This window comes from Nocardia sp. NPDC050710, assembly GCF_040654375.1.
Classification (GTDB): Bacteria; Actinomycetota; Actinomycetes; order Mycobacteriales; family Mycobacteriaceae; genus Nocardia.
In genome coordinates this window covers 25,525-49,211 of record NZ_JBFAHV010000024.1, presented here as the reverse complement: position 1 = coordinate 49,211, position 23,687 = coordinate 25,525, and the positions used below count along the sequence as shown (strand labels likewise).

General features: G+C 68.2%; 28 protein-coding genes. 21 read left to right on the top strand and 7 right to left on the bottom strand.

The window, feature by feature from the left end; translation table 11 throughout:
• Positions 1-42: 42 nt before the first annotated feature.
• The 4 genes from AB0H61_RS31255 to AB0H61_RS31240 form a co-directional block, all read right to left on the bottom strand.
• Positions 43-375 (bottom strand): hypothetical protein, encoded by a 333-nt coding sequence (locus AB0H61_RS31255; protein WP_357311324.1) that lies wholly within the window; start codon positions 373-375, stop codon positions 43-45.
• 108 nt (positions 376-483) lie between these two features.
• On the bottom strand, positions 484-927 hold the full coding sequence (locus AB0H61_RS31250) for a hypothetical protein (protein ID WP_357311323.1): 444 nt from the start codon (positions 925-927) through the stop codon (positions 484-486).
• Between the two features lie 12 nt (positions 928-939).
• Positions 940-1,410, bottom strand: a complete 471-nt coding sequence (locus AB0H61_RS31245; protein ID WP_357311322.1) for a hypothetical protein — start codon at positions 1,408-1,410, stop codon at positions 940-942.
• Positions 1,411-1,583: 173 nt separating this feature from the next.
• On the bottom strand, positions 1,584-2,411 hold the full coding sequence (locus tag AB0H61_RS31240) for a hypothetical protein (protein WP_357311413.1): 828 nt from the start codon (positions 2,409-2,411) through the stop codon (positions 1,584-1,586).
• A 119-nt stretch (positions 2,412-2,530) separates the two neighbouring features.
• Here AB0H61_RS31240 and AB0H61_RS31235 point away from each other — a divergent pair, with 119 nt between their 5' ends.
• The 9 genes from AB0H61_RS31235 (at position 2,531) to AB0H61_RS31195 (ending at position 11,290) form a co-directional block, all read left to right on the top strand.
• The gene (locus tag AB0H61_RS31235) at positions 2,531-3,568 is read left to right on the top strand and encodes a Ppx/GppA phosphatase family protein (RefSeq protein WP_357311321.1); all 1,038 of its coding nucleotides are present in this window, start codon (positions 2,531-2,533) and stop codon (positions 3,566-3,568) included.
• Entirely contained in the window at positions 3,561-5,285 is a 1,725-nt protein-coding gene (locus tag AB0H61_RS31230) for a hypothetical protein (protein ID WP_357311320.1), read from the top strand. The genes AB0H61_RS31235 and AB0H61_RS31230 overlap by 8 nt, the downstream gene beginning before the upstream one ends.
• 115 nt (positions 5,286-5,400) lie before the next feature.
• Positions 5,401-6,297: a sugar phosphate isomerase/epimerase gene (locus AB0H61_RS31225; protein WP_357311412.1), complete on the top strand. Its 897-nt coding sequence runs from the start codon at positions 5,401-5,403 to the stop codon at positions 6,295-6,297.
• Positions 6,298-6,477: 180 nt separating this feature from the next.
• Positions 6,478-7,368 (top strand): thioesterase family protein, encoded by an 891-nt coding sequence (locus tag AB0H61_RS31220; protein WP_357311319.1) that lies wholly within the window; start codon positions 6,478-6,480, stop codon positions 7,366-7,368.
• Between the two features lie 22 nt (positions 7,369-7,390).
• Complete coding sequence (gene proC, locus AB0H61_RS31215) at positions 7,391-8,230, top strand: pyrroline-5-carboxylate reductase (protein ID WP_357311318.1); 840 nt, start codon at positions 7,391-7,393, stop codon at positions 8,228-8,230.
• 219 nt (positions 8,231-8,449) lie between these two features.
• Positions 8,450-8,710 carry a helix-turn-helix domain-containing protein gene (locus tag AB0H61_RS31210; RefSeq protein ID WP_357311317.1) on the top strand — a complete coding sequence of 87 codons (261 nt, stop codon included), beginning with the start codon at positions 8,450-8,452 and terminating at the stop codon, positions 8,708-8,710.
• Positions 8,711-8,884: 174 nt separating this feature from the next.
• Positions 8,885-8,986, top strand: coding sequence for an AURKAIP1/COX24 domain-containing protein (locus AB0H61_RS31205; RefSeq protein ID WP_003402602.1), 102 nt, complete (start codon positions 8,885-8,887; stop codon positions 8,984-8,986).
• A 232-nt stretch (positions 8,987-9,218) separates the two neighbouring features.
• Positions 9,219-10,265 carry an NAD-dependent epimerase/dehydratase family protein gene (locus AB0H61_RS31200; RefSeq protein ID WP_357311316.1) on the top strand — a complete coding sequence of 349 codons (1,047 nt, stop codon included), beginning with the start codon at positions 9,219-9,221 and terminating at the stop codon, positions 10,263-10,265.
• Positions 10,262-11,290, top strand: a complete 1,029-nt coding sequence (locus AB0H61_RS31195) for a lysophospholipid acyltransferase family protein (protein WP_357311315.1) — start codon at positions 10,262-10,264, stop codon at positions 11,288-11,290. Before AB0H61_RS31200 ends, AB0H61_RS31195 begins: the two co-directional genes overlap by 4 nt.
• A 20-nt stretch (positions 11,291-11,310) precedes the next feature.
• Here the strand turns inward: AB0H61_RS31195 and AB0H61_RS31190 are convergent, their stop codons facing one another.
• On the bottom strand, positions 11,311-12,243 hold the full coding sequence (locus AB0H61_RS31190) for an HAD-IB family hydrolase (RefSeq protein ID WP_357311411.1): 933 nt from the start codon (positions 12,241-12,243) through the stop codon (positions 11,311-11,313).
• A 206-nt stretch (positions 12,244-12,449) separates the two neighbouring features.
• Between AB0H61_RS31190 and AB0H61_RS31185 the strand changes: the two genes are divergently transcribed.
• From AB0H61_RS31185 to AB0H61_RS31165, 5 genes are all read left to right on the top strand, one after another.
• Positions 12,450-12,710, top strand: coding sequence for a glutaredoxin family protein (locus AB0H61_RS31185; RefSeq protein WP_357311314.1), 261 nt, complete (start codon positions 12,450-12,452; stop codon positions 12,708-12,710).
• A gap of 257 nt (positions 12,711-12,967) precedes the next feature.
• Positions 12,968-13,795 carry a redox-sensing transcriptional repressor Rex gene (locus AB0H61_RS31180; RefSeq protein WP_357311313.1) on the top strand — a complete coding sequence of 276 codons (828 nt, stop codon included), beginning with the start codon at positions 12,968-12,970 and terminating at the stop codon, positions 13,793-13,795.
• Between the two features lie 73 nt (positions 13,796-13,868).
• The gene (locus tag AB0H61_RS31175; RefSeq protein ID WP_357311312.1) at positions 13,869-15,284 is read left to right on the top strand and encodes a glutamyl-tRNA reductase; all 1,416 of its coding nucleotides are present in this window, start codon (positions 13,869-13,871) and stop codon (positions 15,282-15,284) included.
• Positions 15,281-16,339, top strand: a complete 1,059-nt coding sequence (gene hemC, locus AB0H61_RS31170) for a hydroxymethylbilane synthase (RefSeq protein WP_357311311.1) — start codon at positions 15,281-15,283, stop codon at positions 16,337-16,339. The genes AB0H61_RS31175 and hemC overlap by 4 nt, the downstream gene beginning before the upstream one ends.
• A gap of 73 nt (positions 16,340-16,412) precedes the next feature.
• Positions 16,413-17,972, top strand: coding sequence for a bifunctional uroporphyrinogen-III C-methyltransferase/uroporphyrinogen-III synthase (locus tag AB0H61_RS31165; protein ID WP_357311310.1), 1,560 nt, complete (start codon positions 16,413-16,415; stop codon positions 17,970-17,972).
• 71 nt (positions 17,973-18,043) lie between these two features.
• On the opposite strand, the gene AB0H61_RS31160 is transcribed toward AB0H61_RS31165, so the two are convergent.
• Entirely contained in the window at positions 18,044-18,355 is a 312-nt protein-coding gene (locus AB0H61_RS31160) for a hypothetical protein (RefSeq protein ID WP_357311309.1), read from the bottom strand.
• 219 nt (positions 18,356-18,574) lie between these two features.
• On the opposite strand from AB0H61_RS31160, the gene hemB reads away from it, so the two are divergent.
• The 6 genes from hemB (at position 18,575) to AB0H61_RS31130 (ending at position 21,675) form a co-directional block, all read left to right on the top strand.
• Entirely contained in the window at positions 18,575-19,552 is a 978-nt protein-coding gene (hemB, locus tag AB0H61_RS31155) for a porphobilinogen synthase (RefSeq protein ID WP_357311308.1), read from the top strand.
• 5 nt (positions 19,553-19,557) lie between these two features.
• Positions 19,558-20,076, top strand: coding sequence for a hypothetical protein (locus AB0H61_RS31150; protein WP_357311410.1), 519 nt, complete (start codon positions 19,558-19,560; stop codon positions 20,074-20,076).
• A 338-nt stretch (positions 20,077-20,414) separates the two neighbouring features.
• Positions 20,415-20,924 carry a hypothetical protein gene (locus tag AB0H61_RS31145; protein WP_357311409.1) on the top strand — a complete coding sequence of 170 codons (510 nt, stop codon included), beginning with the start codon at positions 20,415-20,417 and terminating at the stop codon, positions 20,922-20,924.
• On the top strand, positions 20,921-21,178 hold the full coding sequence (locus tag AB0H61_RS31140; RefSeq protein ID WP_357311307.1) for a hypothetical protein: 258 nt from the start codon (positions 20,921-20,923) through the stop codon (positions 21,176-21,178). Before AB0H61_RS31145 ends, AB0H61_RS31140 begins: the two co-directional genes overlap by 4 nt.
• Before the next feature lie 31 nt (positions 21,179-21,209).
• Complete coding sequence (locus AB0H61_RS31135) at positions 21,210-21,350, top strand: hypothetical protein (RefSeq protein ID WP_357311306.1); 141 nt, start codon at positions 21,210-21,212, stop codon at positions 21,348-21,350.
• Between the two features lie 100 nt (positions 21,351-21,450).
• Positions 21,451-21,675, top strand: coding sequence for a hypothetical protein (locus AB0H61_RS31130; RefSeq protein WP_357311305.1), 225 nt, complete (start codon positions 21,451-21,453; stop codon positions 21,673-21,675).
• Positions 21,676-21,753: 78 nt separating this feature from the next.
• On the opposite strand, the gene AB0H61_RS31125 is transcribed toward AB0H61_RS31130, so the two are convergent.
• The gene (locus AB0H61_RS31125; protein ID WP_357311304.1) at positions 21,754-22,146 is read right to left on the bottom strand and encodes a hypothetical protein; all 393 of its coding nucleotides are present in this window, start codon (positions 22,144-22,146) and stop codon (positions 21,754-21,756) included.
• Positions 22,147-22,328: 182 nt separating this feature from the next.
• On the opposite strand from AB0H61_RS31125, the gene hemL reads away from it, so the two are divergent.
• The gene (gene hemL / locus AB0H61_RS31120) at positions 22,329-23,666 is read left to right on the top strand and encodes a glutamate-1-semialdehyde 2,1-aminomutase (RefSeq protein WP_357311303.1); all 1,338 of its coding nucleotides are present in this window, start codon (positions 22,329-22,331) and stop codon (positions 23,664-23,666) included.
• Positions 23,667-23,687: the final 21 nt, after the last annotated feature.

Below are 23,687 nucleotides of genomic sequence, written 5' to 3'. Positions count from 1 at the left end.
AAGCGCGGCCCCGATAGCTGTTCTCCCGGTGGTCGGCTCTGCTTACGGCAGGTAGGTCCAGGTGGGGCCGACGCCGGGGACGTCGATGATGCGCAGGGTGATCCAGCCGAGGTCGTCTTCCTGCATGCAGTCGTAGACCGGCACGTCGGCGCCGTTGCCACGGCAGGCGATGGTGCGGTTGACGCCGTACGGGCTCATGATGAGGTTCTTGCCCTGCGCCTTGGCGCTCAGGGCCGACGGGTCGTTGGCGGGTACGAAATCGGCGGTGAAATCGGCGTACTTGGCCGGATCACCGTTCGGCTCGGCGTGTGCGACGCCCGTCAGGGCGAGGGCGGAACCGAGGGCGACGGTGGCAAGGGTGAGCGCTTTCTTCATGTCCGAGGATCCAACCCGAAAAGAATGAAGTTCGCATGGCGGACAGGTGACCAGTCGGCTGCGTACCGCTCATCCGAGCTGGTCACCGGCCGTGCAATCCGAATGAGATCAGCTGCTGCCGAGCATGCCGCCCAGCAATCTGCCCGCACTGCCCGTGCCCGCGCTTCCGGAGCTTCCGCTACCGCCGGAACTCGCCTTGGTCACCGTGACCACGGTCGATTTGGTGCTGCCGCCCTGTTCGACGGTGATGATGTGCTGGCCGGGTGTGCTCGGCTTCCAGCTGATGGACGAATGCCCCGGCGGCCATGGCACCTGCGGCGCGCCGATGAATTCGCCGTTATCGCTGAAGTAGACCAGCAGGCCGCCCGAGGCCCCGCCCACCTCGGCGTTGATCAGGTAGGTCTGACCGACGACGTAGCCGGACCCCTCGACACTGACCGAGTTGACGGTGGCGTACGCCGACGGTGCGACGGGGACGGTGACGGCCGTGGCGGCGGCGAATGCGGTGAGTCCGACGCCTGCCCCGCGCCGGGTGAATCTCGTTGTCTTCAAGGTGTTCTCCTGCTAGCTACTGCCGAACAAACCGCGGAGTGCCTTGCCCGCACTGCCGGTTCCTCCGCCGGGATTGCCCGGATTACCGGGATCGCCGCCACCCGGATCGCCGGGGTCGGACGGGTCGGTGACCGTCACGACGATGGTCTTGGTGCTGCCGCCCTGTGACGCGGTGATGAGGTGCTGCCCCTTGGTGGCCGGGGTCCAGCTGATCGAGGATTCGCCGACCGGCCACGGCACCTTCGGGCCGCTGATGTCCTGGCCGTTATCGCTCCAATAGACGAGCAAGCCGAAGGATGCGCCGCTGAGGTGGGCCTTCAGCGTGTAGGTGCCGTTGACGGTGTGGTTGGAACCAGACACGGTCACCGAGTCGACCGTGGCGTGAGCGGGGGCCGCCAGGACGGCGATTGCCGTCACCGTGGTGAGGCCGGCGAGCCCTGCGGCTATCCGGCGCCCGCGGCGGAGGGGTCTGGTGGTGTTCATGGGTTACTCCTGTGCTGCCCGCTGGGTGTGGGCATCCGCACCGTAAGTGAACACAGGTGTGAAATGTGAGCGTTTCGCAAAACTTGGACAAGCGTCCGTTAGGTATGTCGGGATGTGATCGACGTCGCGGCCGCGCAATCACGACCGCGAGCTGGTGCCGATTCCGCCTTCGGTCAGGCCGATTCCGCCTTCGGTTCGGCCTGCTCGGCGTTGCGCTGGGCGTGCACCGTCGCCGGATGTACCGCGATCAAGCCGAGGCCCTCGCGTCGCTTGCAGTGCCGGGCCAGCTCCTCGTACGCGGGAACGCCGAGCAACTCCTTCAGCTCGGGGCCGTAGGACTGCCAGACCGGCCGGGCGCCGACGTGCGCGTCGGGCGAACCCGAGCAGTACCAGTCCAGATCCAATCCGCCCGGACCCCAGCCGCGCCGGTCGTACTCGGTGATGACGGTGCGCAGGATCTGCACGCCGTCCGGCCGGTCCACCCAATCCTGGGTGCGCCGGATCGGCAGCTGCCAGCAGACATCCGGCTTGACCGTATGCGGCTCCAGGCCGCGGCGCAGCGCCATGGTGTGCAGCGCGCAACCGACCCCGCCCTCGAAGCCCGGCCGATTCAGGAAGATGCACGCGCCCTCGAAGCGCCGGGTACGCAACGCGGGCTCGTCCTCCAACTCGTCGAGCTCCAGATAGCCCTTCTTGGTCACCTTGCCGTTGGCATTGGTGGCCTCGTCCATGAGCTGCCAGTCGGCGGGTGTGAGCATTCTCACAGCACCCTTCAGGCGCTCCTGATCGTCCTCGTCGGAGAGGAAGGCGCCGTGCGAACAACAGCCGTCATCCGGCCGGTCGGACAGGATGCCCTGACAGGCCGGCGTCCCGAAGACGCACGTCCATCGCGACAGCAGCCAGGTGAGGTCCGCGACGACCAGATGCTCGTCATTTGCTGGATCCACGAATTCGATCCACTCGCGCGGGAAATCGAGATCCACCTCCGGGCTGGGGTCGATCTTCCCCGCTGGTCGGGGCCGGTTCTGATTGTTTGCGGATCCGCCTTCCGTCACACCTCGCAACGCTAACAGTTCAGTCGCCTGGCCAGAAGTGCTGGTCGACCCAGTACCGTGTTCATGTGCGGCTTGGGGTACTCGACGTCGGAAGCAATACCGTTCACCTGCTGGTGGTGGACGCGCACCGGGGTGGCCACCCGATGCCGATGAGCTCGACGAAGGCCACGCTACGGCTGGCGGAGAACATCGACGCGGAGGGCCGGATCACGGTCCAGGGCGCAGAACGACTGATCGCGACGGTCGCCGAATTCGCCAGCATCGCCGAGACCTCCAAATGCGTCGAGCTGATGCCGTTCGCGACCTCGGCGCTGCGCGAGGCGGCCAATTCCGAAGAGGTGCTCGGCCGGGTGCGCATCGAGACCGGCGTCGATCTGCAGGTGCTGACCGGGGTCGACGAGGCCCGGCTGACCTTCCTCGCGGTGCGCCGCTGGTACGGCTGGAGCCCGGGTCGCATACTCAATCTGGACATCGGCGGCGGCTCGCTGGAAATGACCAATGGCGGCGACGAGGAACCCGATGTCGCCCTCTCGTTGCAGCTCGGCGCCGGCCGGCTGACCCGGGAGTGGCTGCGCGAGGATCCGCCGGGCAAGCGTCGCGTCGCGGTACTGCGCGATTGGCTCGACGCGGAGCTGGTGGCCCCGGCGAAACAGCTGATCGAAGCGGGTCGACCCGATCTTGCCGTCGGCACCTCGAAGACCTTCCGGTCCCTTGCCCGGTTGACCGGCGCGGCACCCTCTGCCGCGGGACCGCGGGTGCGTCGTACACTCACCAGCTCAGGTCTGCGCCAGCTGATCGCGTTCATCTCGCGGATGACGGCGTCGGACCGTGCAGAATTGGAAGGCGTAAGTTCCGATCGGTCACAGCAATTAGTGGCTGGCGCATTGGTCGCGGAGGCGAGTATGCGGGCACTATCGCTGGATACCCTCGAAATTTGTCCGTGGGCGCTGCGCGAGGGGCTGATCCTGCGCAAACTGGATACCGATATGAACGGCGGACCTATGGCGGCGTACCTACCGGGACCGGCGGCCGTCGGCGGCGAGCCGAGGCCCGGCGGTGGGTCAGCGCTATCGGGCCCGATCGGAACGGTGCGTCATGAGTGATGATTCGAAGCAGCTGTCGGTAGCGGAGCTGCTCGCGCGTAATGGTGCGCAAGGCGCCGCCCCGGCCTCCGGTGGCGGCAGGCGTCGGCGCAGTGGTCGCGGAATCTCGGTCGCCGAGCTCACCGGCGACCTTCCTGTCATTCGTGACGGCGGTGGTCATTCGGCGCACGCGGCGCCCGAATCGGAGGTACCCGAAACACCCGCCTACGAACCCCCGGCTTATGAACCGGCCGCCTACGATCCTGCCGCCTATGAACCGGCTGGCTATGAACCGGCCGCCTATGAACCGGCCCCCTACGAACCGGTTGGCTACGACCCGGCTGGCTACGAGTCACCCCGGTTCGATCCGACGCAGTTCGGTTCACCCGCGCCGGAACCGGTTTCCTATGCACCGCAGACGCCCGAGATCGACCTGCCCGGCTATTCGCCGATGTCGGGGCCGATCGCCAGGTACGACCCGCTCTCGCCGTATGCGCCGCCGGAGCCCGTCCAACGGGCCGTCGACCCGCTGCCGCCGCCCGGCCGCTCCAACCGGGTGATGCCCGGGCGGGAGATGCCCGCCGCCACCTCGCGGCACAGTGCGCCCGACGAACCGGATCCGTACGCGCAGCCCGCCGATCCCTATTCGCACTCCGGCGGACACGATTCGGCGGTCCCGCCGCTCGGGTCCGGCCGCACCGGCCGCAGGCGCAGGCGCGCGGAACCGGATGACGACGCGCCCACCGAAATCGGCCCCCCGCTGCGCGATATCGCCCCCGTCGAACCGGTGCGCTCGGGTCGCGGGGCGCGCAATGGCCGCTCGACGTATCCCGCCCCCGGAACCGACCTGCCCGAACGCAACGGTTCGCGAACCGGCCGGGCCGCCCGCCGCCGCGCCGCGGAGGCCGACGAGGGCCCGTCGACGGCGGCCTGGTCGGCGCCCGCCAATGGTTTCGCACCCGATTCGGCGCCGCTTCCGCTCTCGCCGCTGCCGGATGCCGCGTCGAGGCAGCAGGCGCCGGGACGCGCCCCGAGTCCGGAGCAGCCCGATCAGGGCGCGCGCAGATCCGGCCGCCGCGATGCGCCGGGCCGGGATGGTGGAGTGCCTGCCTGGTCGGCGCGAAGACATCAGCCCGCCCCGAAGAACGACAGCGCACCGGAATCGGGCGGCATCCCGACCGCCGCGTGGTCGCTGGCCAGCCAGGATCAGCAACTCCTCTCCGGATCGACGGTCGCGGGTGATCTGCTTCGCGACGGCGTCGAGCGGGCCGAACGCGGTAAACGCGGTCGGTCCAAGCGTGGTGCGGAGCGCGCGCCGGTCGATCTGATCGATCCGGACGACGGTTTTACCGATGTACACGATCCGTACCTGATGGATGCCGATGCGATCGAGGACGACGACCATCGTCCGGCGAAGCGGGCGGGAAAGCCCGCGGCGCGCCGTTCCCGGGCCTCGCGTCGCGTCGAATACGACGCGAACCGCAGGCAGTGGCTGATCCTGGGCGGACAGAGCGCGGGCGCCGCGATCGCCGGGATGTTGCTGTTCAAGGGTTTCGAACGGATGTGGGAGATGCTGCCGTGGGTCGCGCTGGCCCTGGCGATGATCGTGATTCTCGGGCTGGTGGCGCTGGTGCGAATTCTGCGCCGCACGGATGACATTCTCAGCACGGTGATTGCCGTTGTTGTGGGCATCTTTGTCACCCTGGGACCGCTAGCCTTTCTTCTCAGTACGAACTGAGTAGGGAGCGGCTGTGGGGAACATGGGGCAGGCGAACGACATTCGGGCGGAGAGCGCGACCGAGGAACGCGCCCCCGACGCGAACGAGCGACCCGCGGCCGGTTCCCTCGGCGAACTGTCCGGTCCGGGTCGGCAGATCCTGGTCGGCCTGTCCACGGCCTCGGTGTACCCGCAGAATACCGAGGCGGCATTCCGCTATGCCGCCGAACTCGGTTACGACGGAATGGAATTGATGGTCTGGGCGGAGCCCGCGAGTCAGAGCATCGCCACCGTGCAGACCTATGTCCGCAAATACGGGGTGCCCGTACTCGCCGTGCACGCGCCGTGCCTGCTGATCTCACAGCGGGTCTGGGGTCCGGATCCGGTCGCCAAACTCGAGCGCAGCGTCCGTACCGCGGAGGCGCTCGGCGCGGGCAGCGTCGTGGTGCATCCGCCGTTCCGCTGGCAGCGGCGCTATGCGCAGGGCTTCGCCGATCAGGTCGCCGAACTCGAGGAGCACAGCCCGGTCATCGTCGCGGTGGAGAATATGTTCCCGATGCGCGCGGATACCCTGTTCGGTCGCGGCGCCGGTTCGGCCAAGCGGCTGGAGCGTCGCGGTGGGCCGGGCCCGGGGCTGACCGCCTTCAGTCCGTCCTACGATCCGACCGATACCGGATTCAAGCACTACACCCTCGACCTGTCGCATACCTCGACCGCGGGTGTGGATCCGCTGGCGCTCGCCGCTCGGATGGGCAGCGGTCTGGCCCACCTGCACCTGGCCGACGGCCGCGGCGCCGCGCATGATGAACATCTGGTGCCGGGTGAGGGCACCCAGCCCTGTGCCGAACTCTGCGCGATGCTGGTTCGCACCGGCTTCTCCGGCCATGCCGTCGCCGAGATCAATACCCAGAACGCCCGCACCACCGGCGAACGCGCGTCCATGCTGCACCGCACGCTGGCCTATGCCCGCGAACATCTGAACGGCCGTGCTCCGGCTCCGACGACGGCGTCATCGCGCGCGAATCTGGTGTGAGGCAATCGGCCGGGTGTGACGAAGATCCGGTCCAGCGGGGCTGCTGAACTCCGTTCCATTCGTTCTACGCTGTACGAATGCCGCGTACCAGGTAGTCGTGGTCTCGGTGACCGCCTCGGGCGGCATCGAAGCACCACAACCCTGTCCCACCGACGCGGCCGATGGACGACAGGAGTGACGATGACGATCGAGCTGACCGCCGATCTGGAGCCGCCGACCATGGCGGATGCCCCGTTCAGCCGGGTGTGCGCGCTGACCGAACTGACCGCGACCAGCCCTGACACCGGCCGCTACGCGGGCACGATCGACAAGATCTGGACCGTCGGCCCCAAGGTGCACGGCGGCACCATGGTCGCCGCCAGCGCCGCCGCGGCCACCGGCTGGTTGCGCGCCTCCGATCCGGCATTCGCCGAGATGGCGCCCATCGCGGCCAGCTCGGACTTCCTCGGCGCGCCGACGCCGGGCGAGGTCGAATACGAGGTGCGGATTCGTAAGGTCGGCCGTCAGATCTGCCTGGTCGACGCCACTTTGATCCAGGACGACCGCGCGCTGGTGCGCACCGCCTTCACCTTCGGCCATCTCGACGACGTCGACCCGATCTACGCGCCGCAGCACGGCGATATGCCCGCCGAGCCGCCCGCCGACGCCATCGGCTACGGCGAGGATTCCCCGATGGGCCGCGTGGTGCACGTGGGTCAGGGCGCCGACCTGTTCATCGATCGGGAATGGGCCAGATTCCTGAATGGCGAACAGGGCGAACCGCGGCTGCGGCTGTGGATGCGCCCGCTCCCGGGCGATCAGGTCGACCCGGATGTCGCGATGTATTTCGCGATGATGTCCGCCGATATGAGTCCGCCGGTGCCGGTGAACCTCGGCCACTTCGGCTGGGCCCCGACCGTCCAGATGACCACCTATCTGCGTCGCCGCCCCGCCCCGGGCTGGCTGCGCATCATCGCGACCACCCACGAGATCGGTGGCCGCATGTTCGACGAGGATCAGCTGATCCTGGACTCCACCGGTGCGGTCGTGGCGCAGAGCCGCCAACTGGCGCTGGTTCCGCAGCCGCGCTGAACCACGTCTAGCCTGTAAACCCATGACGAGAATTGCGGTGATCGGTGGCGGTCGCATCGGGGAGGCGTTGATCGCCGGACTGCTCGAGTCCGGGCGCGTGAGCAAGGACTTGGTCGTCGTGGAGACGCACCCGGACCGGGCCGAGCTGATCGCGAGCCGCTTCGGGGTGCGGGTCACCGACTCCGTGGCCGACGCGGCCGTCGGGGCGGATCTGCTGGTGATCGCCGTCAAGCCCGGTGACGTCGATACCGTGCTGACCCAACTGGGTAAGGCCGAGCTGAACACCGGTGATCGGGACCAGGTGCTGGTGTCGCTGGCGGCCGGTGTGCCGACGGCGCGGCTGGAGGCCAAGCTGCCCGCCGGTTTCCCGGTGGTGCGGGTGATGTCGAATACCCCGATGCTGGTCGGCCAGGGCATGAGCGTGCTCGCGCCGGGTCGCTACGCCCGTTCGGAGCAGCTGGCCCTGATCACCGAGGTGCTGGCCGCGGTCGGCAAGGTGGTGACCGTCTCGGAATCGCAGATGGACGCGGTGACCGCGGTGTCGGGTTCCGGGCCCGCGTACTTCTTCCTTGTGGTCGAGGCGATGGTGGAGGCGGGCGTCGGGCTCGGCCTGACCAGGGATGTCGCCACCCAGCTGGTCGTGCAGACGATGGTCGGCTCCGCGGCGCTGCTCGACGAGTCGGGCCAGCCGGCGGAGGAACTGCGCGCCGCGGTCACCTCACCCGCGGGAACTACCGCGGCGGCGGTGCGCGAGCTGGAGCGCGGCGGGGTGCGCTCGGCCTTCCTGGAGGCGCTGCACGCCGCCAAACAACGCTCCGCCGAACAGGGCGGCACCGGCGACGGAGGCAGTAGCGCATCGTGACAACGAGGGGCGAACGGTGCGCGACGCAAATCGAACACCGCGCGTCCACCGAGTGACTCGCCGATGCCCTGCAAGCGACGCGGATTTCTCACACCCGTCGCAGTAATCCCACTGGCAACGCTAAGCTTCAAGGAGCACGTGCGTGTCTGTTCCGCCGGTGGGGAAGCCGGCGGCGCGGACGTGCCGGAGGTCAATGGTGCAATGATGTCTTCGAACAAGATGTCTGCAAGCTCGGGTTCGTCACCTGGTTCGTCGGGTCCTTCGGGTGGCCGCGTGAGTCCGGGGCAACCCGTTCTCGGCGGCGGCACGCAGTTCCTCACGGTCGCCGAGGTCGCGAATCTGATGCGGGTGTCCAAGATGACGGTCTATCGGCTCGTGCACTCGGGTGAACTGCCCGCGGTGCGAGTGGGGCGTTCGTTCCGGGTGCATGCCAAAGCGGTTCACGATTACCTGGAGACGTCCTACTTCGACGCCGGATAGGCGGTTTCATCCAGCTCGTAGTGTCCCGGTAGGATGAGCCCTCGGTTCGTGTTCGCCTGCCGGCGGCACCCCTTTGTGGTGTCCGGTGCCTGCTGGCGGCGCGGGACACCGAAAGGCGTACGTCCAGGGCGTGCGCGCCGAACAGCCGAGTAGAGAGAACGCGAGGACAACCCTATGGGTTCTGTGATCAAGAAGCGTCGCAAGCGCATGTCGAAGAAGAAGCACCGCAAGCTGCTTCGCCGCACGCGTGTCCAACGGCGCAAACTCGGCAAGTAAGCCTAAGCTGAGCCGAAGAGGGCCCGTCACCGTTCTGGTGGCGGGCCCTTCTTTTTGAAACAGCTCGATTTGAAACCATTGATGTATCCGGTGGCTGAAGTCATCGTTAGATCCTGGTTAATACTCTCGGTGTCTCGGACGGTAGCGGTTACTCTAGAACCGCAAATAAAACATAGTGGGGGCCTCGTAGGTGGGATCCGATGCGGTGGGATCTGAGATAAGAGACGGGAACATGCCCAACGTGGTGATGGTGACCGGTGCTAGCCGCTTCTTCGGCGGCAACGTCGTGTCCCGTCTCGCGCAAGATTCGACCATAGAGCGCATCATTGCGGTCGACACCATGACACCGAGCCGGGACCTGCAACGGCGCATGGGCCGCGCCGAATTCGTCCGTGCCGATATTCGAAATCCATTGATCCGCAAAGTGATCAGTGGCAACGAGGTGGATACGGTGGTGCACGCGGCGATGCTGTCGCGGCCGCCGGCCGGTGGCGGCCGGGCGGTGATGAAGGACCTGAACGTGCTGGGTGCGATGCAGCTGTTCGCGGTCTGTCAGAAGTCGCCCTCGGTGCGGCGGGTTGTGGTGCGGTCCACCTCGGCCGTGTACGGGTGCAGCCCCAAGGATCCCGCGAAATTCACCGAAGAAATGAGCGCGCGAACCCCACCGCGCGGTTGGTTTGCGCGCGACATGATCGAAATCGAAGGTTTCGTCCGTGGGCTCGCGCGACGCCGCCCGGATATTGCCGCCTCGATTCTGCGCTTCGCTCCTATCGTCGGTCCGCGATTGGCCAGTCGCGGTGTGCAATACCTGCATTCGCCGGTGACCCCGACTGTTTTCGGCCGGGACGCGCGGATGCAATTGCTGCACGAAGAGGACGCCGTCGCCGCACTGGTGCAGGCGGCCCGCATGGCGCCCGGCGGCACCTACAACATCGCGGGGGACGGCGCTCTCGCGCTCTCGCAAGCCGTCCGGCGCGCCGGACGGATCGAATTGCCCGTGCCGTTCTTGCTGTTCCGCACCGCGGGGCGGGCGCTCATGGGACCGGTGATGCGCGAATTCACCGGCGAACAGCTGGACTATTTCCATTTCGGCTGCGGCCTGGACACCACGCGGATGCGCACCGTACTCGAGTTCGTGCCGCGCTGGACCACGGTGCAGGCCTTCGACGACTTCATCGGGGGCGCAGCGTTGCGGCCCGTCTTCGATCCAACGTGGATCGATGCCGCAGAAAAGAAACTGCTCGGCCTGCTCGGGGCCGGTACGGGAGCACACTCATGAACGATGTTGCGAAAGTCATCCACCTGCATGACCTGAATGTGGAGCCGCGTCAGCGGGTCAGCGCCCGCCGTTGGCCCGAACCCGTGACCGGGGACTCGACGCCGGGCAGGGTGACCTCGCTGACCGAACGGCTGGCAGCCGCCGAACCACCGGAGCCGCATTCGCTCTCGGATATGGTGCGGGGCCTGGTGGGCCAGCAGATCGGCAAGACCGCCGATTTCGCGCGGCGTCGCCTCACCGGTGACTATCAGATCGATGACTTCGGCTTCGACGAGCACCTACTCGAATCCGTCATCCTGCCCGCACTGCGCCCCATATCGGACCATTGGTTTCGGGTGCAGGTCAACGGAATGCGCAACATCCCCGAGGTGGGTGGCGCGCTGATCGTGGCCAACCACGCGGGCACGGTGCCGCTGGACGGGCTGATGCTGCAACTGGCCATCCACGACCACCACGCGAAGCAGCGCGCGCTGCGCCTGCTGGCCGCCGACCTGATCTTCGAGATGCCGCTGCTCGGCTCGCTGGCCCGCAAGGCCGGGCATACGCTGGCCTGCCGCGAGGATGCCGAACGCCTGCTGCGCTCCGGCGAGCTGACCGGCGTATTCCCCGAGGGGTTCAAGGGCGTCGGCAAGCAGTACTCCGACCGATACAAGTTGCAGCGGTTCGGTCGCGGCGGCTTTGTCGCGGCGGCGGTGCGCACCGGCGTGCCGATCATCCCGTGCTCGATCGTCGGCTCCGAGGAGATCTACCCGAAGCTGGCCGATCTGAAGCCGCTGGCGCGTCTGCTCGGCCTGCCGTACTTCCCGGTCACCCCGCTGTTCCCGCACCTGGGTCCGCTCGGCGCGGTACCGCTGCCGTCGAAGTGGTACATCGAATTCGGCACCCCGATCCCGACCGCCGAGTACGAGCCCGAGGCAGCGGACGACCCGATGACCATGTTCGAGGTCACCGACCAGGTCCGCGAAACCATCCAGCAGACCCTGTACAAACTGCTCAACAAGCGCCGCAACGCTTTTACCGGGTGAGCTCGCCGCGGGTGGCGGGCCTAGTGGCCACGGCGTCGTGTCACCGCCGCCGCTACGGCGCCACCCGCCGCGCCCAATGCGAGAGCCGTGGGCACGCCGATTTTCGCGGCCTTGCGTCCGGTACGGAAGTCGCGGATTTCCCAGCCGCGATTCTTGGCGACCTCGCGTAGATCCGAGTCCGGGTTGATCGCGACCGCGGTGCCTACCAGCGACAGCATCGGCACGTCGTTATGGCTGTCGGAGTACGCGGTGCAGCGCTTGAGGTTCAAACCTTCGCGAATGGCCAAGGTGCGCACCGCATGTGCCTTGCCGAGTCCGTGCAGGATGTCGCCGACCAGGCGTCCGGTGAACTTCCCGTCCACGCTCTCGGCCACCGTGCCGAGCGCACCGGTGAGTCCCAGGCGCTTGGCGATCACCTGCGCCAGCTCGACCGGCGTCGCCGTCACCAGCCACACCTGCTGACCCGCGTCCAGGTGCATCTGCGCCAGCGCGCGGGTGCCGGGCCAGATCTTGTCGGCGATGATCTCGTCGTAGATCTCCTCGCCGAGGGCGGCCAGTTCGGCGGTCGGACGCCCCGCGATGAAGGCGAGCGCCTTCTCCCGGCCCGCGGCCATATCGGTGCTGTTCTCCTTGCCGGTGACCCGGAACTTCACCTGCTTCCAGGCGACATCGACCAGATCGGAGGTCTTGAAATATTTGCGCGCCGCCAGACCGCGGGCGAAGTGCACGATGGACGCGCCCTGCACCATGGTGTTGTCGACGTCGAAGAATGCCGCGGCGGTCAGATCGCGCGGCACCTCGGGGCCGACGGCCTCCGCCTCGCCCGCCGCCAACTCGGCGTCGTGCAGGGAGAGTGCGGCATCCGCGCTGGCCTCGCCCGCCAGATTGGCGCGCACTTCCTCCTCGCTCGGGCCGAAGGGGCTGCGAGAGATGCGGGCGAGCTGATCCTGCAGGCTCTGGCCGAGCCTGCCTTGATTCCATCGGACCGGGAACTCGCCGAAGCGCCCCGCGATGAATCCCGCCCTCTCGACCTTCGATCGTTCCGGCACCAGTACCTCCGCCCGTCGCGCGAACGAGTCCACAGTAGCGGGATCCGCCGACAGTTTCGGCAGGACCAGGGGTACTGGATCGGCCGTGGCGAGGGGATTTAATTACCGTCATGACCAATCCCACACATTCGGTGACCCTGTTGACGAGATCCGGCTGCGGACTGTGTGCCACGGCACTGGAACAGTTGCGCGTGATCTGCGGTGATTTCGGCATCGAACCGGACACCATCGATGTCGACGAGGCCGCCGAAACCGACCCTGGCCTGCGCGCGGAGTTCGGCGACCGGCTTCCGGTGGTGCTGCTGGACGGCCGGGAGCACAGCTATTTCGACGTCGACGAGACCCGTTTGCGTGCCGATTTGCGACGCTGAAGAAAAGCTGCTCGAGTCCGATTCCGCCGCGCTGCTGGTCGCGGCGGAAAATGAGGCCAATTTCACCGACTTTGTGAAGGGCTGCACAAGCAGTTACGGTGGTGGCACGCGACCCGCATGCCGAGGCTGCGAGAGCGTCCCTGAAATCCGAAACCTTCGACCATGGCACCGTCCGCGCAGGAACATCGAACCGCGCAGGGTCAGAGGTCGAGCGACGAACCGGAACCACGAGCAGTCCGGGACGAGGAGCCGACGACGTGACAGAGCAGCATGAGGCGCCGGGCGGCGTCTCCGGCAGGGCTCTGCAGAAAGACATCCCGCAGGCCACCGTGGCGCGGCTGGCCACGTATCTCCGGGTCCTCGCCATGTTGGCCGACGACGGTGTGCTCATCGTATCGAGTGAGGAACTCGCTGTCGCGGCGGGTGTCAATTCCGCCAAGTTGCGCAAAGATCTTTCATTCCTCGGACCCAACGGCGTACGGGGTGTCGGCTATGACGTGGTCAAGTTGCGCACCAGGATCGAGGACGTGCTCGGACTCTCCGGAGGTCATCGCGTCGTGCTGGTCGGCGCCGGGAACCTTGGCCGGGCCCTGGTCGGCTACGGCGGGTTCAAGCGGCGCGGCTTCAGCGTGGTCGGCATCTTCGACAGCGATCCCGCGGTGATCGGCCGCACCGTGGCGGGCCATTCGGTGCGAGATGCCGCGGCGCTGCACGAGGCGATCATCGCGCTCGACCCCACCATCGCGGTCATCACCGTCCCCGACGAGGCGGCGCAGGACGTCTGCGATCGCCTGGTCGCGGCGGGCGTGCAATCCATTCTCAGCTTTGCCCCGAGCGTGCTCATCGCGCCGCCGACGGTGGAGATCCGCCGGGTGGATCTCGCGGTGGAGATGCAGATGCTCTCGTTCGAGCGGACCCGCAATGCGGAGCCCGAACCGCTGGCGGAGGTGGCGCACGCCGTATCGGGCCGGATCGCCCGCCATGTGCCGACCCCGCATTCGTCTGCCGCGCATCCGGCACTCAAGCACTCAGCCTCGCATTCGGCAACGGAGCCAAGCAGCAAGGGATCGGCGGTTACACCATGAGTGAGCGAAGCGAACGAATCATGTGCCGGCGCGCCGCGCGCATGCCGAGGCCGAGCGTGAGCGAGGCGCGGGCATGAGCGTTCTTCTCGTCGGGATTTCGCATCGGAGCGCGCCCGTTTCGGTGCTGGAGAAGGTAGCGATCACCGATACCGACCGGCCCAAGCTGATCGACCGGATGCTGACCTCCAGCCACGTCTCCGAGGCGATGATCGTCTCGACCTGTAACCGCGTCGAGGTCTACGCCGTGGTCGACGCCTTCCACGGTGGTCTGGCCGAGGTCGGCGAATTGCTCACCAAACATTCCGGGATGCCGCTGCCGGATCTGACCAAGCACGCCTACGTCCGCTACAGCGAGGCCGCGGCCGAGCACCTGTTCGCGGTGGCCTCCGGACTGGATTCGATGGTGATCGGCGAGCAGCAGGTGCTCAGCCAGATCCGTGGCGCCTATGCCTCCGCCGATGCCCAGCAGGCGGTCGGGCGGACCCTGCACGAACTGGCCCAGCACGCGCTGCGGGTCGGCAAGCGGGTGCATTCGGAGACCGGGATCGACCGGGCCGGCGCCTCGGTGGTGTCGGTCGCGCTGGACCGGGCCAAGGGTGTGCTCGGCGACCTGGCCGGGCGCACCGCCGTGGTGGTGGGCGCGGGCGCGATGGGCGGCCTTGCGGTGGCACATCTTTCGCGCGCGGGCATCGGCCGGATCATCGTGGTGAACCGCACCATCGAGCGGGCCCGCAGACTCGCCGAGACCGCGGGCAGCTACGGCGTCGAGTCGAATGCGCTCGAACTTTCCCGGCTGACCGAGGCGATGGCAGCGGCCGATGTGGTGATCACCTGTACCGGCGCGGTCGGCGCCGTGGTGACGCTGGCCGATACGCACCGCGCGCTCGCCGACCGCGACCGCGCCGAATTCCCCTCCGCGGAGCGCCCGCTGGTCTTCTGCGACCTCGGTCTGCCCCGCGATGTCGAAACCGCGGTCGCGGGCCTGCCCGGCGTATCGGTCATCGACATCGAGACCCTGCAGCGGGATCCGGCCGCGGGTGCGGCCGCCGATGACACCGCCGCGGCGCGCTCGATCGTCGCCGAGGAACTCGCCAAGTACCTGGCCGGCCAGCGCATGGCCGAGGTGACGCCGACGGTGGCGGCGCTGCGGCAGCGCGCGGCCGAGGTGGTCGAGGCCGAACTGCTGCGGCTGGATTCCCGGCTGCCCAGCCTGGCCGATCCGGAGCGCGACGAGGTGGCGCGCACCGTACGACGCGTGGTCGACAAGTTGCTGCATGCGCCGACGGTGCGGGTCAAGCAGCTGGCATCCACCCCGGGTGGGGACAGCTACGCCGAGGCGCTGCGCGAATTGTTCGAACTCAAACCCGGTGCGGCGCAGGCGGTTGCCGCGCCGATGGAGATCACCGCGCTCACCGCCGATCACGGCGCCGCCCTGGCCGATGACTTCACCACGAGCCACCTAGGTGAGGAACAGGGGAATCCCCGATGACGATCCTGCAGGAAGAGGACAACGTGACAGTCGCTGGCACGCGCCGCTCCTGGCGGATCGGCACCCGCGGCAGTCTGCTCGCACTCACCCAGTCGGGCACCATCCGCGATGCGCTGATCGCCGCCGGGCACGAGGCGGAATTGGTCATTGTGAAGACGGCGGGCGATATGTCGTCCGAACCGGTACAGCATCTCGGCGTCGGGGTGTTCACCTCCGCGCTGCGCGACGAATTGGCGGCGGGCGCCATTGATATCGCGGTGCATTCCTATAAAGACTTGCCGACCGCGGCGGACCCGCGTTTCACCATCGCCGCCGTTCCGGTCCGCGAGGATCCGCGTGACGCCCTGGTGGCGCGCGACGGGATGGTGCTCGGTGAACTGCCCGCCGGTGCCAGGGTCGGCACCTCCGCGCCGCGCCGCGCCGCCCAGCTGCGGGCGCTCGGCCTCGGACTGGAGATCGTGCCGCTGCGCGGAAATCTCGACACCCGGCTGCGCAAGGTCCGCGATGGCGAGCTGGACGCGGTGGTGGTGGCCAGAGCCGGGTTGGCCCGGATCGACCGGCTGGACGCGGTCACCGAGGCGTTGGAGCCGGTGCAGATGTTGCCCGCCCCGGCGCAGGGCGCGCTCGCGGTCGAATGCCGCAGCGACGACACGGTACTGATCGAGGCACTGTCCCGGCTGGACGATGCGGCCACGCGGACCGCGGTCATCGCCGAGCGGGTGCTGCTCGCCGAACTGGAGGCGGGATGCCGCGCCCCGGTCGGCGCGCTCGCCGAGGTCGTCGAATCGCTCGACGACGACGGCCGGGTATTCGATGAGCTTTCACTGCGCGGCTGCGCGGCTGCCGTCGACGGGTCCGAGGTGTTGCGGGCGTCGGTGGTCGGTTCGCCGGAGGATGCGGCGGAGCTCGGCCGGGCGCTGGCCCGTGAATTGCTGGAGCTCGGTGCGCGCGAGCTTCTCACCACAGAACCGGAAACCGGTTCGCCCACACCGGCGGTGAATCCGCCCGCCTCAGACTTCACCCACCCCAGCCCAATGGAGAACAGCCGATCATGAGCGAGCGAAGCGAGCGAATCACAGGCATTGCGCCTTCGGCCGTGTCGGAGCCGAGCGCTAGTGAGGTGCAGGCATGAGCCGAGGCAAGAAGCACCCAGGTCGGATCCTTTTCGTCGGATCGGGTCCCGGTGACCCGGCATTGCTCACCGTGCGGGCGCGCGAGGTGCTCGGGCGGGCCACCCTGGCCTTCACCGACCCCGATGTGGACAAGGGCGTGCTGGCCCTGATCGGGACCGCGGTGGCGGAGAACGAGGACGGCACCCGGCCGGTCGACGTGCGTCCGGCGCTCGGCGAGCCCGCCGAGGTGGCCAAGACGTTGATCGCCGAGGCCCGCAACGGACACGATGTGGTCCGGGTGGTTGCGGGTGATCCGTTGACCACCGATGCGGTGATCAACGAGGTCAACACGGTCACTCGCTCGCATATGGTCTTCGAGGTGCTGCCCGGGCTGCCCAGCGGCTCGGCGGTGCCCAGCTACGCGGGTATCGCGCTCGGCTCCGGCCACACCGAGGCCGACGTGCGCGGCGAGGTCGACTGGGCCGCGCTGGCGAGCGCTCCCGGCCCCCTGGTGCTGCACGCCACCTCCGGTCATGTGGCCGAGACCGCCAGCGCGCTGGTCGAACACGGTATGGCGCCGCAGACCCCGGTCGCGGTGACCGTGCGCGGCACCACCCGTCAGCAGCGCACCATCGAGGCCACCCTGGCCACGCTGAACAGCGCGGCCTCCGAACTGGTCGGCCCGCTCGTGGTGACCATCGGCAAGGTCGTCGCCGCGCGGTCGAAGATGTCGTGGTGGGAGTCGCGGGCGCTGTACGGCTGGACCGTGCTGGTACCGCGTACCAAGGATCAGGCCGCCGAGATGAGCGAGCGGCTGGTGACGCACGGCGCCATCCCGATGGAGGTGCCGACCATCGCGGTCGAGCCGCCGCGCAGCCCCGCGCAGATGGAGCGCGCGGTCAAGGGTCTGGTCGACGGCCGTTACCAGTGGGTGGTCTTCACCTCGACCAACGCGGTGCGCGCGGTATGGGAGAAGTTCGCGGAGTTCGGACTCGACGCCAGGGCGTTCTCCGGTGTGAAGATCGCCTGCGTCGGCGAGGCCACCGCGGAGAAGGTGCGTTCCTTCGGCATCAACCCCGAATTGGTGCCGAGCGGCGAACAGTCCTCCGAGGGCCTGCTCGCCGACTTCCCGCCCTACGACGACGTTTTCGACCCGGTGAACCGGGTCCTGTTGCCGCGGGCCGACATTGCCACCGAGACCCTGGCCGAAGGTCTGCGCGACCGCGGCTGGGAGATCGATGACGTCACCGCCTACCGCACCGTGCGCGCCTCGCCGCCGCCCGCGGAGACCCGCGAGATGATCAAAACCGGCGGCTTCGACGCGGTTCTGTTCACCTCGTCCTCCACGGTCCGCAATCTGGTCGGCATCGCGGGTAAGCCGCATGCGCGCACCATCGTCGCGTGCATCGGCCCGAAGACCGCCGAGACGGCCATCGAATTCGGTCTGCGCGTCGATGTGCAGCCCGAGGTCGCCCAGGTCGGTCCGCTGGTCGAGGCGCTGGCCGAACACGCCGCCCGGCTGCGCGCCGAGGGTCTGCTGCCCCCGCCGCGCAAGAAGAGCAGGCGTAGCCGCTAGACCGTGCGTCGGTGAAACGCCCACCCCGTTGTGGGCGTTTCACCGTGTCCGGCCCGAGCCGGAATTGCGAGTCAGCGGCTGTAGCGCAGCAGGGTGCGCACCAACCGGCAGGTGGTGTCCGATGGCGGGCGGATGCCGATGAGATCCGCCGTCCGCCGGATCCTTTCGTTACTCGCCTGGTTCGGCAGATAGGTGCCGGAGTCGAGCAGGGCGATGGTGATCCGCATCGCCTTGAGCCTGCGATTGTGCGTCACGTACCACTTGCGCGGCCGTCCGGGCGGCAGCGGTCGCTTCTCCAGCGGTATGTAGGGCGCATCGATGACCTTGGACCTGGAGACCCTGGACCTGGAGACCTCGGACTTGGGTGTGATGGTCGCGGACACGGGCGTCCTCCCTCGCAATCGGGTATCCGAGCAATCGGAAATCCGACGGATTCCCTCGAACACATCTTCGATTTTACCCCGACCCACCGACAAAAACCGCTGGCCGCAAAGGGTTTTCGGCAATCTGTGGACCGGCGGCGATGTCGTGGTGGTTGTGTGGGTCACGGCGGGCGGTGGGCGGTCGCGACGGTGGTGCGGAGCAGGCGTATCGTGCGGTTCATGACCGGATTGGACCGCCCGCGGCGGTTGCGCCGTACTCCCGCCCTGCGTCGTCTCGTGGCCGAAACCACCCTGGAGCCACGGCATTTGGTGCTACCGATGTTCGTCGCCGACGGGCTGGAGGGACCCCGGGAGATCGGCTCGATGCCGGGGGTGATGCAGCATTCGATGGATTCGCTGCGGAAGGCGGCGGTCGAGGCGGTCACCGCCGGGGTCGGCGGGTTGATGCTGTTCGGGGTGCCGCGCCCGGAGGACAAGGACGCGACCGGCAGTCAGGCCAGTGATCCGGCCGGAATCCTGAACCGCGGCCTGCGGGCGCTGGCCGACGAGGTGGGCGGATCCACCGTGGTCATGGCCGACACCTGCCTGGACGAATTCACCGATCACGGGCACTGCGGCGTGCTGTCGGCCGACGGGTCGGTAGACAACGACGCGACCCTGCATCGCTACGTCGATATGGCACTCGCGCAGGCCGACGCGGGCGCCGATCTGCTCGGAACGAGCGGCATGATGGACGGCCAGGTCGGCGCGATCCGGCGCGGCCTCGACGCGGTCGGCCGCACCGACACCGGCATCCTCGCCTACGCCGCGAAGTACGCCTCGGCGTTCTACGGTCCGTTCCGCGAGGCGGTCGGGTCCTCGCTGGAGGGTGACCGGCGCAGCTATCAGCAGGACCCGGCGAATCGCAAGGAGGCGATCCGGGAGCTGGACCTGGATCTGGCCGAGGGCGCCGACATCGTGATGGTCAAGCCCGCCATGTCCTACCTGGATATTCTGCGTGAGGTCGCCGATCGGTCGACCGTGCCGGTGGCCGCCTATCAGATCTCGGGTGAGTACGCGATGATCACCGCCGCCGCCCAGCGCGGCTGGATCGATCGCCGCGGCGCGGTGCTGGAGTCGCTGCTCGGGATCCGCCGGGCGGGGGCGGATATCGTCCTGACCTACTGGGCGACCGAGGCCGCACACTGGTTGTCGTGACGAATATGCCCTACCCGGTGGGCGTCGGCCCCGCGCCGCGCCCACCCATGCCCGAGGATGTCCGCACCGCGCGCCAATTGTGGTGGGGGGTGGTCGGATTCGGTGTCGTGCAGCTGGCGGCATCGATGGTCGCGGCCACGGGCCAGCGGCGGGAATTCGCCGAGAAGATGTTCGATCAGATGCGTGAGAGCGACCCGAACGCCACCATGGCGGGTGCGGACCTCCTCGTCTTGGTCGCCTTCGTATTCGTGGTGCTGTTCGGCCTGGTGATCACCGGCCTCGCGCTGCTGTTCGTGTACCAGTTCGGGCGCGGCAAGTTGTGGGCGCGAACGCTGCTCACCATTGTCGGTGTCTGGTTGGTGCTGATGGCGGTGGGCACGCTGTTCGCGCTGGACGCGGTGAGCGGGGTGGCCTCGCTGGTCGCGGGCGGCGCGTCGATCGTGCAGGGTGTGCTGGCGGGTGGCGCGATCTATCTGGGTCACCGCCCGGACTCGACCGCGTACTTCGTGATGAACCGCCGATGATCGGAATGCATACCGGCTATCGAATTTGTCGGGGCCGTCTCGGCATGTATCGTGAGGGTTGTCACAGTAGAAATGGGAACCGGTAGTTGTGGGTCGTGCGTTGGCTTACCTTGCGTGAGTGCGTCATCCAGTTGGCTCCGGGAGATCGGAGGCATCGATGCGAGTGGTGATCCAACAGCCGCAGAGCATTCGGCGAGAGCTGCTCGTGCTGAGCCTGCTGGTCCTGTTCGGTCTGGTCACCGTCGCCGTGTTGTTGCTGCCCAGCGTGGTCGGCTGATTCGCCCGGGTGATTCCGGCGGCCGCGCCGTCGGCGTGATCGGCAGTGCGGCGTGACCGAGGTGCGTGACGACACGGTGCTGTTCACCGAGCCGGGCGCCCGCTGGCGCGTGGTGGCCTACGGGCCCGCGCTGTGCGCGATCATTCTGATTCTCGAGGTGGCGACCTCCAGTCCGGTGCACTGGTTCGCCCTGATCTTCTGTGGTGCCCTGATCGCGGGTTTCGTTTCGTTGCAGGTGGTTGCGGGGCGTCGGCACGTCAGTGTCGAGCTCGCCGACGACACACTGCGCGAGGGCACCGAAACGCTCCCGTTGAGCGCCATCGACGCGGTGCTGCCCGAGCGCGACGAGGAATCCTGGGATGATGAGGATTGGGAGTCGGCGCGGGCGCTCGGTGAGTTGAGCGGCGTGCCCCGCCGGCGTACCGGAATCGGGCTACGGCTGCGTGACGGCGGCCTGGTGCAGGCGTGGGCGCGGGATCACCGCGGCCTGCGGGCCGCGCTGACCGCCGCACTGGCACAGCGGCCCGCGCAGACCGAGGATCGGCAGGGCGAGAACGGAGCGGACCGTTGAGACGAGGGATCGTAGCGCTCGGTGAACTGGTGATCGCGCTGCTCTGTCTGGTCGGCGCGGTATCGAGCTGGGGCAACGGGGTGGTGACGACCGCCTTCGCGCCGGTCGGTGAGCTGCCCGCCTTCGAGTCGACCCGGTATGCCGCGCCGTGGGTGGTGCTTGCCGCATTCTTGGCCGCGGTGGCGGGGCTGTTCGCCATCGATGCTGCGGCGCGATTGCTGCGGTCCGGCGCGACGGCGTCCGCGGGCGACTGAGGGCATCCACCGGCCCATCGTGTCGTCGCCGGTGCAACCCTCCTTGATCGAGACCACGCCGCCGACACTGCTCGGCCTGCTGTCCGCGCCGCTGGACTGCCTGTTCACCACCGGATTCGCGCTGTCGCGCACCGGCGTCACCCAGTCCGCGCCGCAACCGACCCGGGAGTAGGTATTCGCTGCGCTCCCACTGCCCGCCTTGCGATTGGTAGCTTTGCCCTGCCGTGGGTGATCGACTGTCGCCCAAGCTATTTCAATCGAAAGGTGTACCCGTGAGACTTCTGGTGGCGAAATTCGGCGCGGCCCTGGTGGCTACGGCTGCCGTCGGACTGGCGGCCGGACCCGCGGCGGCGGCGCCGGGTGGGCTGCCGCTGGAGCCCACCCCCGCCGCCGCGGAGCAGGTTCTGCTCCCGGATTCCGGCTCCGCCTCGGTCTACAACAATTTCATGTGCCAGCTGCGCACCATCTCGGCCCAGGTGCCGTGCATGTACGCGTAGCCGATATCGGCTGCGCCGGAATACAGTTCGCCGACCGGGGCCGGACGGTCGGCGAACGACTGCCCTACCGGGCCGGGACTAGCCGGTCCAACTCTGATAGATGTCCAGCACGCGCCCCTCGCGGGTGCCGGGGGCATTGACGTACAGCGTGACGGTGCCGTCCGGATGTGCCGCGGGCTCGGCGATGACCTGGCGCAGCGAGGCGTGCACCCCGCCGTTCTCGTCGCGGTAGATCTCGGTGTCGCGGTGCAGGCCGGCCCCGATCCGGTTCAGCGGTACGAACATGGTGATCAGCGCCGGGATCGGGCCGTCGGCCAGTGCCGCAGTTTCCCGGTGATCGAGTCGCAGCCCGATCCGCTGCTGGTCGGGCTGTGCGATCGGCTCCATTGCGGCGGCCGTTCCCGCGCCGAGGCCAACGGCCGCGGCGGCGAGGGTGGCGAGGGTGGCAGTCCTGATGATGGCGAATCCCATGAACACGCTCCTGGGCCGGTAGCGGATGGACAACGCACCGAGAGTACGCATCGGCAATCATCCAGCGACCGATATTGCGGGCAAACCGATCGGCGTGTTGCCGATCTTGGTTGCTGCGGCGTGCATCACTCCACTACACCCTGTCGTCGACCTGATCCCGGCGGGCTGAGAGACTGGAGGCCGTGAGTTCTTCTCCGCGCGTGACCAGGGCGTCGGTGCCCGTTTCCGCTCAGCTCTTCGACCGGGCTGGTTCGGTGATCCCGGGCGGTGTCAATTCGCCGGTGCGAGCGTTCCATTCCGTCGGCGGCACACCGCGGTTCATCGCCTCGGCCAACGGTTACACGCTGACCGACGCCGACGGCAACGACTACGTCGACCTGGTCTGTTCCTGGGGCCCGATGATTCTCGGCCACGCCCACCCGGCGGTCGTCGAGGCGGTACAGCGGGCGGCGACCGGTGGCCTGTCCTTCGGCGCGCCGACCGAGGCCGAGATCGAACTCGCCGAACTCATCGCCGAACGGGTCGAACCGGTGCAGCGGGTCCGGTTGGTGAACTCCGGCACCGAGGCCACCATGAGCGCGGTCCGGCTGGCCCGCGGATACACCGGCCGCACCAAGATCATCAAGTTCGCCGGCTGCTACCACGGTCATGTCGACGCGCTGCTCGCCGACGCGGGCTCCGGCGTGGCGACGCTCGGCCTGCCGACCTCGCCCGGAGTCACCGGCGCGCAGGCCGCCGACACCCTGGTGCTGCCCTATAACGACCTCGAGGCCGTCGCGGCCGCATTCGCCGCGCACCCCGGGGAGATCGCTTGTGTGATCACCGAGGCGGCCGCGGGCAATATGGGCGCGGTAGCGCCGCTGCCCGGATTCAACGAGGGCCTGCGCGGACTCACCTCCGAGCACGGCGCGCTGCTGATCATGGACGAGGTGATGACCGGGTTCCGGGTCAGCCGTGCGGGCTGGTTCGGCCGCGAGGGTGTCGCCGGTGACCTCTACACCTTCGGCAAGGTGATGAGCGGTGGCCTGCCCGCCGCCGCCTTCGGTGGCCGCGCCGAAATCATGAACCACCTGGCCCCGCTCGGGCCGGTCTACCAGGCGGGCACCCTCTCCGGCAATCCCGTCGCCGTGGCCGCGGGCCTGGCCACGCTGCGCGCGGCCGACGACGCGGTGTACGCGGCGCTGGATCGCAATGCCGAACGCCTCGGTGGCCTGTTCACCGAGGCCCTCACCACGGCAGGGGTCGAGCACCAGGTGCAGTTCGCAGGCAATATGGTGAGCGTGTTCTTCGCCGATCGCCCGGTGACCGACTACGCGGCCGCCAAGGCCAGTGAGACCTGGCGTTTCCCTGCCTTCTTCCACGCCCTGCTCGACGCCGGCGTGTATGCGCCGCCGAGCGCGTTCGAGGCATGGTTCGTATCCGCGGCGCTCGACGAGGACGCGTTCGACCGTATCGCCGCCGCTCTGCCCGCCGCCGCACACGCGGCCGCGGCCGCCACCCCCGAAGGATCCCACGCGTGAGTTCCGACCTCGACCAGCCCG

What these genes read in the sequence shown, in the direction of transcription:
- AB0H61_RS31255 (WP_357311324.1), bottom strand. Translation starts at nt 375, where the DNA reads ATGAAGAAAGCGCTCACCCTTGCCACCGTCGCCCTCGGTTCCGCCCTC.
- AB0H61_RS31245 (WP_357311322.1), bottom strand. Translation starts at nt 1,410, where the DNA reads ATGAACACCACCAGACCCCTCCGCCGCGGGCGCCGGATAGCCGCAGGG.
- AB0H61_RS31230 (WP_357311320.1), top strand. Translation starts at nt 3,561, where the DNA reads ATGAGTGATGATTCGAAGCAGCTGTCGGTAGCGGAGCTGCTCGCGCGT.
- AB0H61_RS31220 (WP_357311319.1), top strand. Translation starts at nt 6,478, where the DNA reads ATGACGATCGAGCTGACCGCCGATCTGGAGCCGCCGACCATGGCGGAT.
- proC (WP_357311318.1), top strand. Translation starts at nt 7,391, where the DNA reads ATGACGAGAATTGCGGTGATCGGTGGCGGTCGCATCGGGGAGGCGTTG.
- AB0H61_RS31210 (WP_357311317.1), top strand. Translation starts at nt 8,450, where the DNA reads ATGTCTGCAAGCTCGGGTTCGTCACCTGGTTCGTCGGGTCCTTCGGGT.
- AB0H61_RS31205 (WP_003402602.1), top strand. Translation starts at nt 8,885, where the DNA reads ATGGGTTCTGTGATCAAGAAGCGTCGCAAGCGCATGTCGAAGAAGAAG.
- AB0H61_RS31200 (WP_357311316.1), top strand. Translation starts at nt 9,219, where the DNA reads ATGCCCAACGTGGTGATGGTGACCGGTGCTAGCCGCTTCTTCGGCGGC.
- AB0H61_RS31195 (WP_357311315.1), top strand. Translation starts at nt 10,262, where the DNA reads ATGAACGATGTTGCGAAAGTCATCCACCTGCATGACCTGAATGTGGAG.
- AB0H61_RS31185 (WP_357311314.1), top strand. Translation starts at nt 12,450, where the DNA reads ATGACCAATCCCACACATTCGGTGACCCTGTTGACGAGATCCGGCTGC.
- AB0H61_RS31175 (WP_357311312.1), top strand. Translation starts at nt 13,869, where the DNA reads ATGAGCGTTCTTCTCGTCGGGATTTCGCATCGGAGCGCGCCCGTTTCG.
- hemC (WP_357311311.1), top strand. Translation starts at nt 15,281, where the DNA reads ATGACGATCCTGCAGGAAGAGGACAACGTGACAGTCGCTGGCACGCGC.
- AB0H61_RS31165 (WP_357311310.1), top strand. Translation starts at nt 16,413, where the DNA reads ATGAGCCGAGGCAAGAAGCACCCAGGTCGGATCCTTTTCGTCGGATCG.
- hemB (WP_357311308.1), top strand. Translation starts at nt 18,575, where the DNA reads ATGACCGGATTGGACCGCCCGCGGCGGTTGCGCCGTACTCCCGCCCTG.
- AB0H61_RS31150 (WP_357311410.1), top strand. Translation starts at nt 19,558, where the DNA reads ATGCCCTACCCGGTGGGCGTCGGCCCCGCGCCGCGCCCACCCATGCCC.
- AB0H61_RS31125 (WP_357311304.1), bottom strand. Translation starts at nt 22,146, where the DNA reads ATGGGATTCGCCATCATCAGGACTGCCACCCTCGCCACCCTCGCCGCC.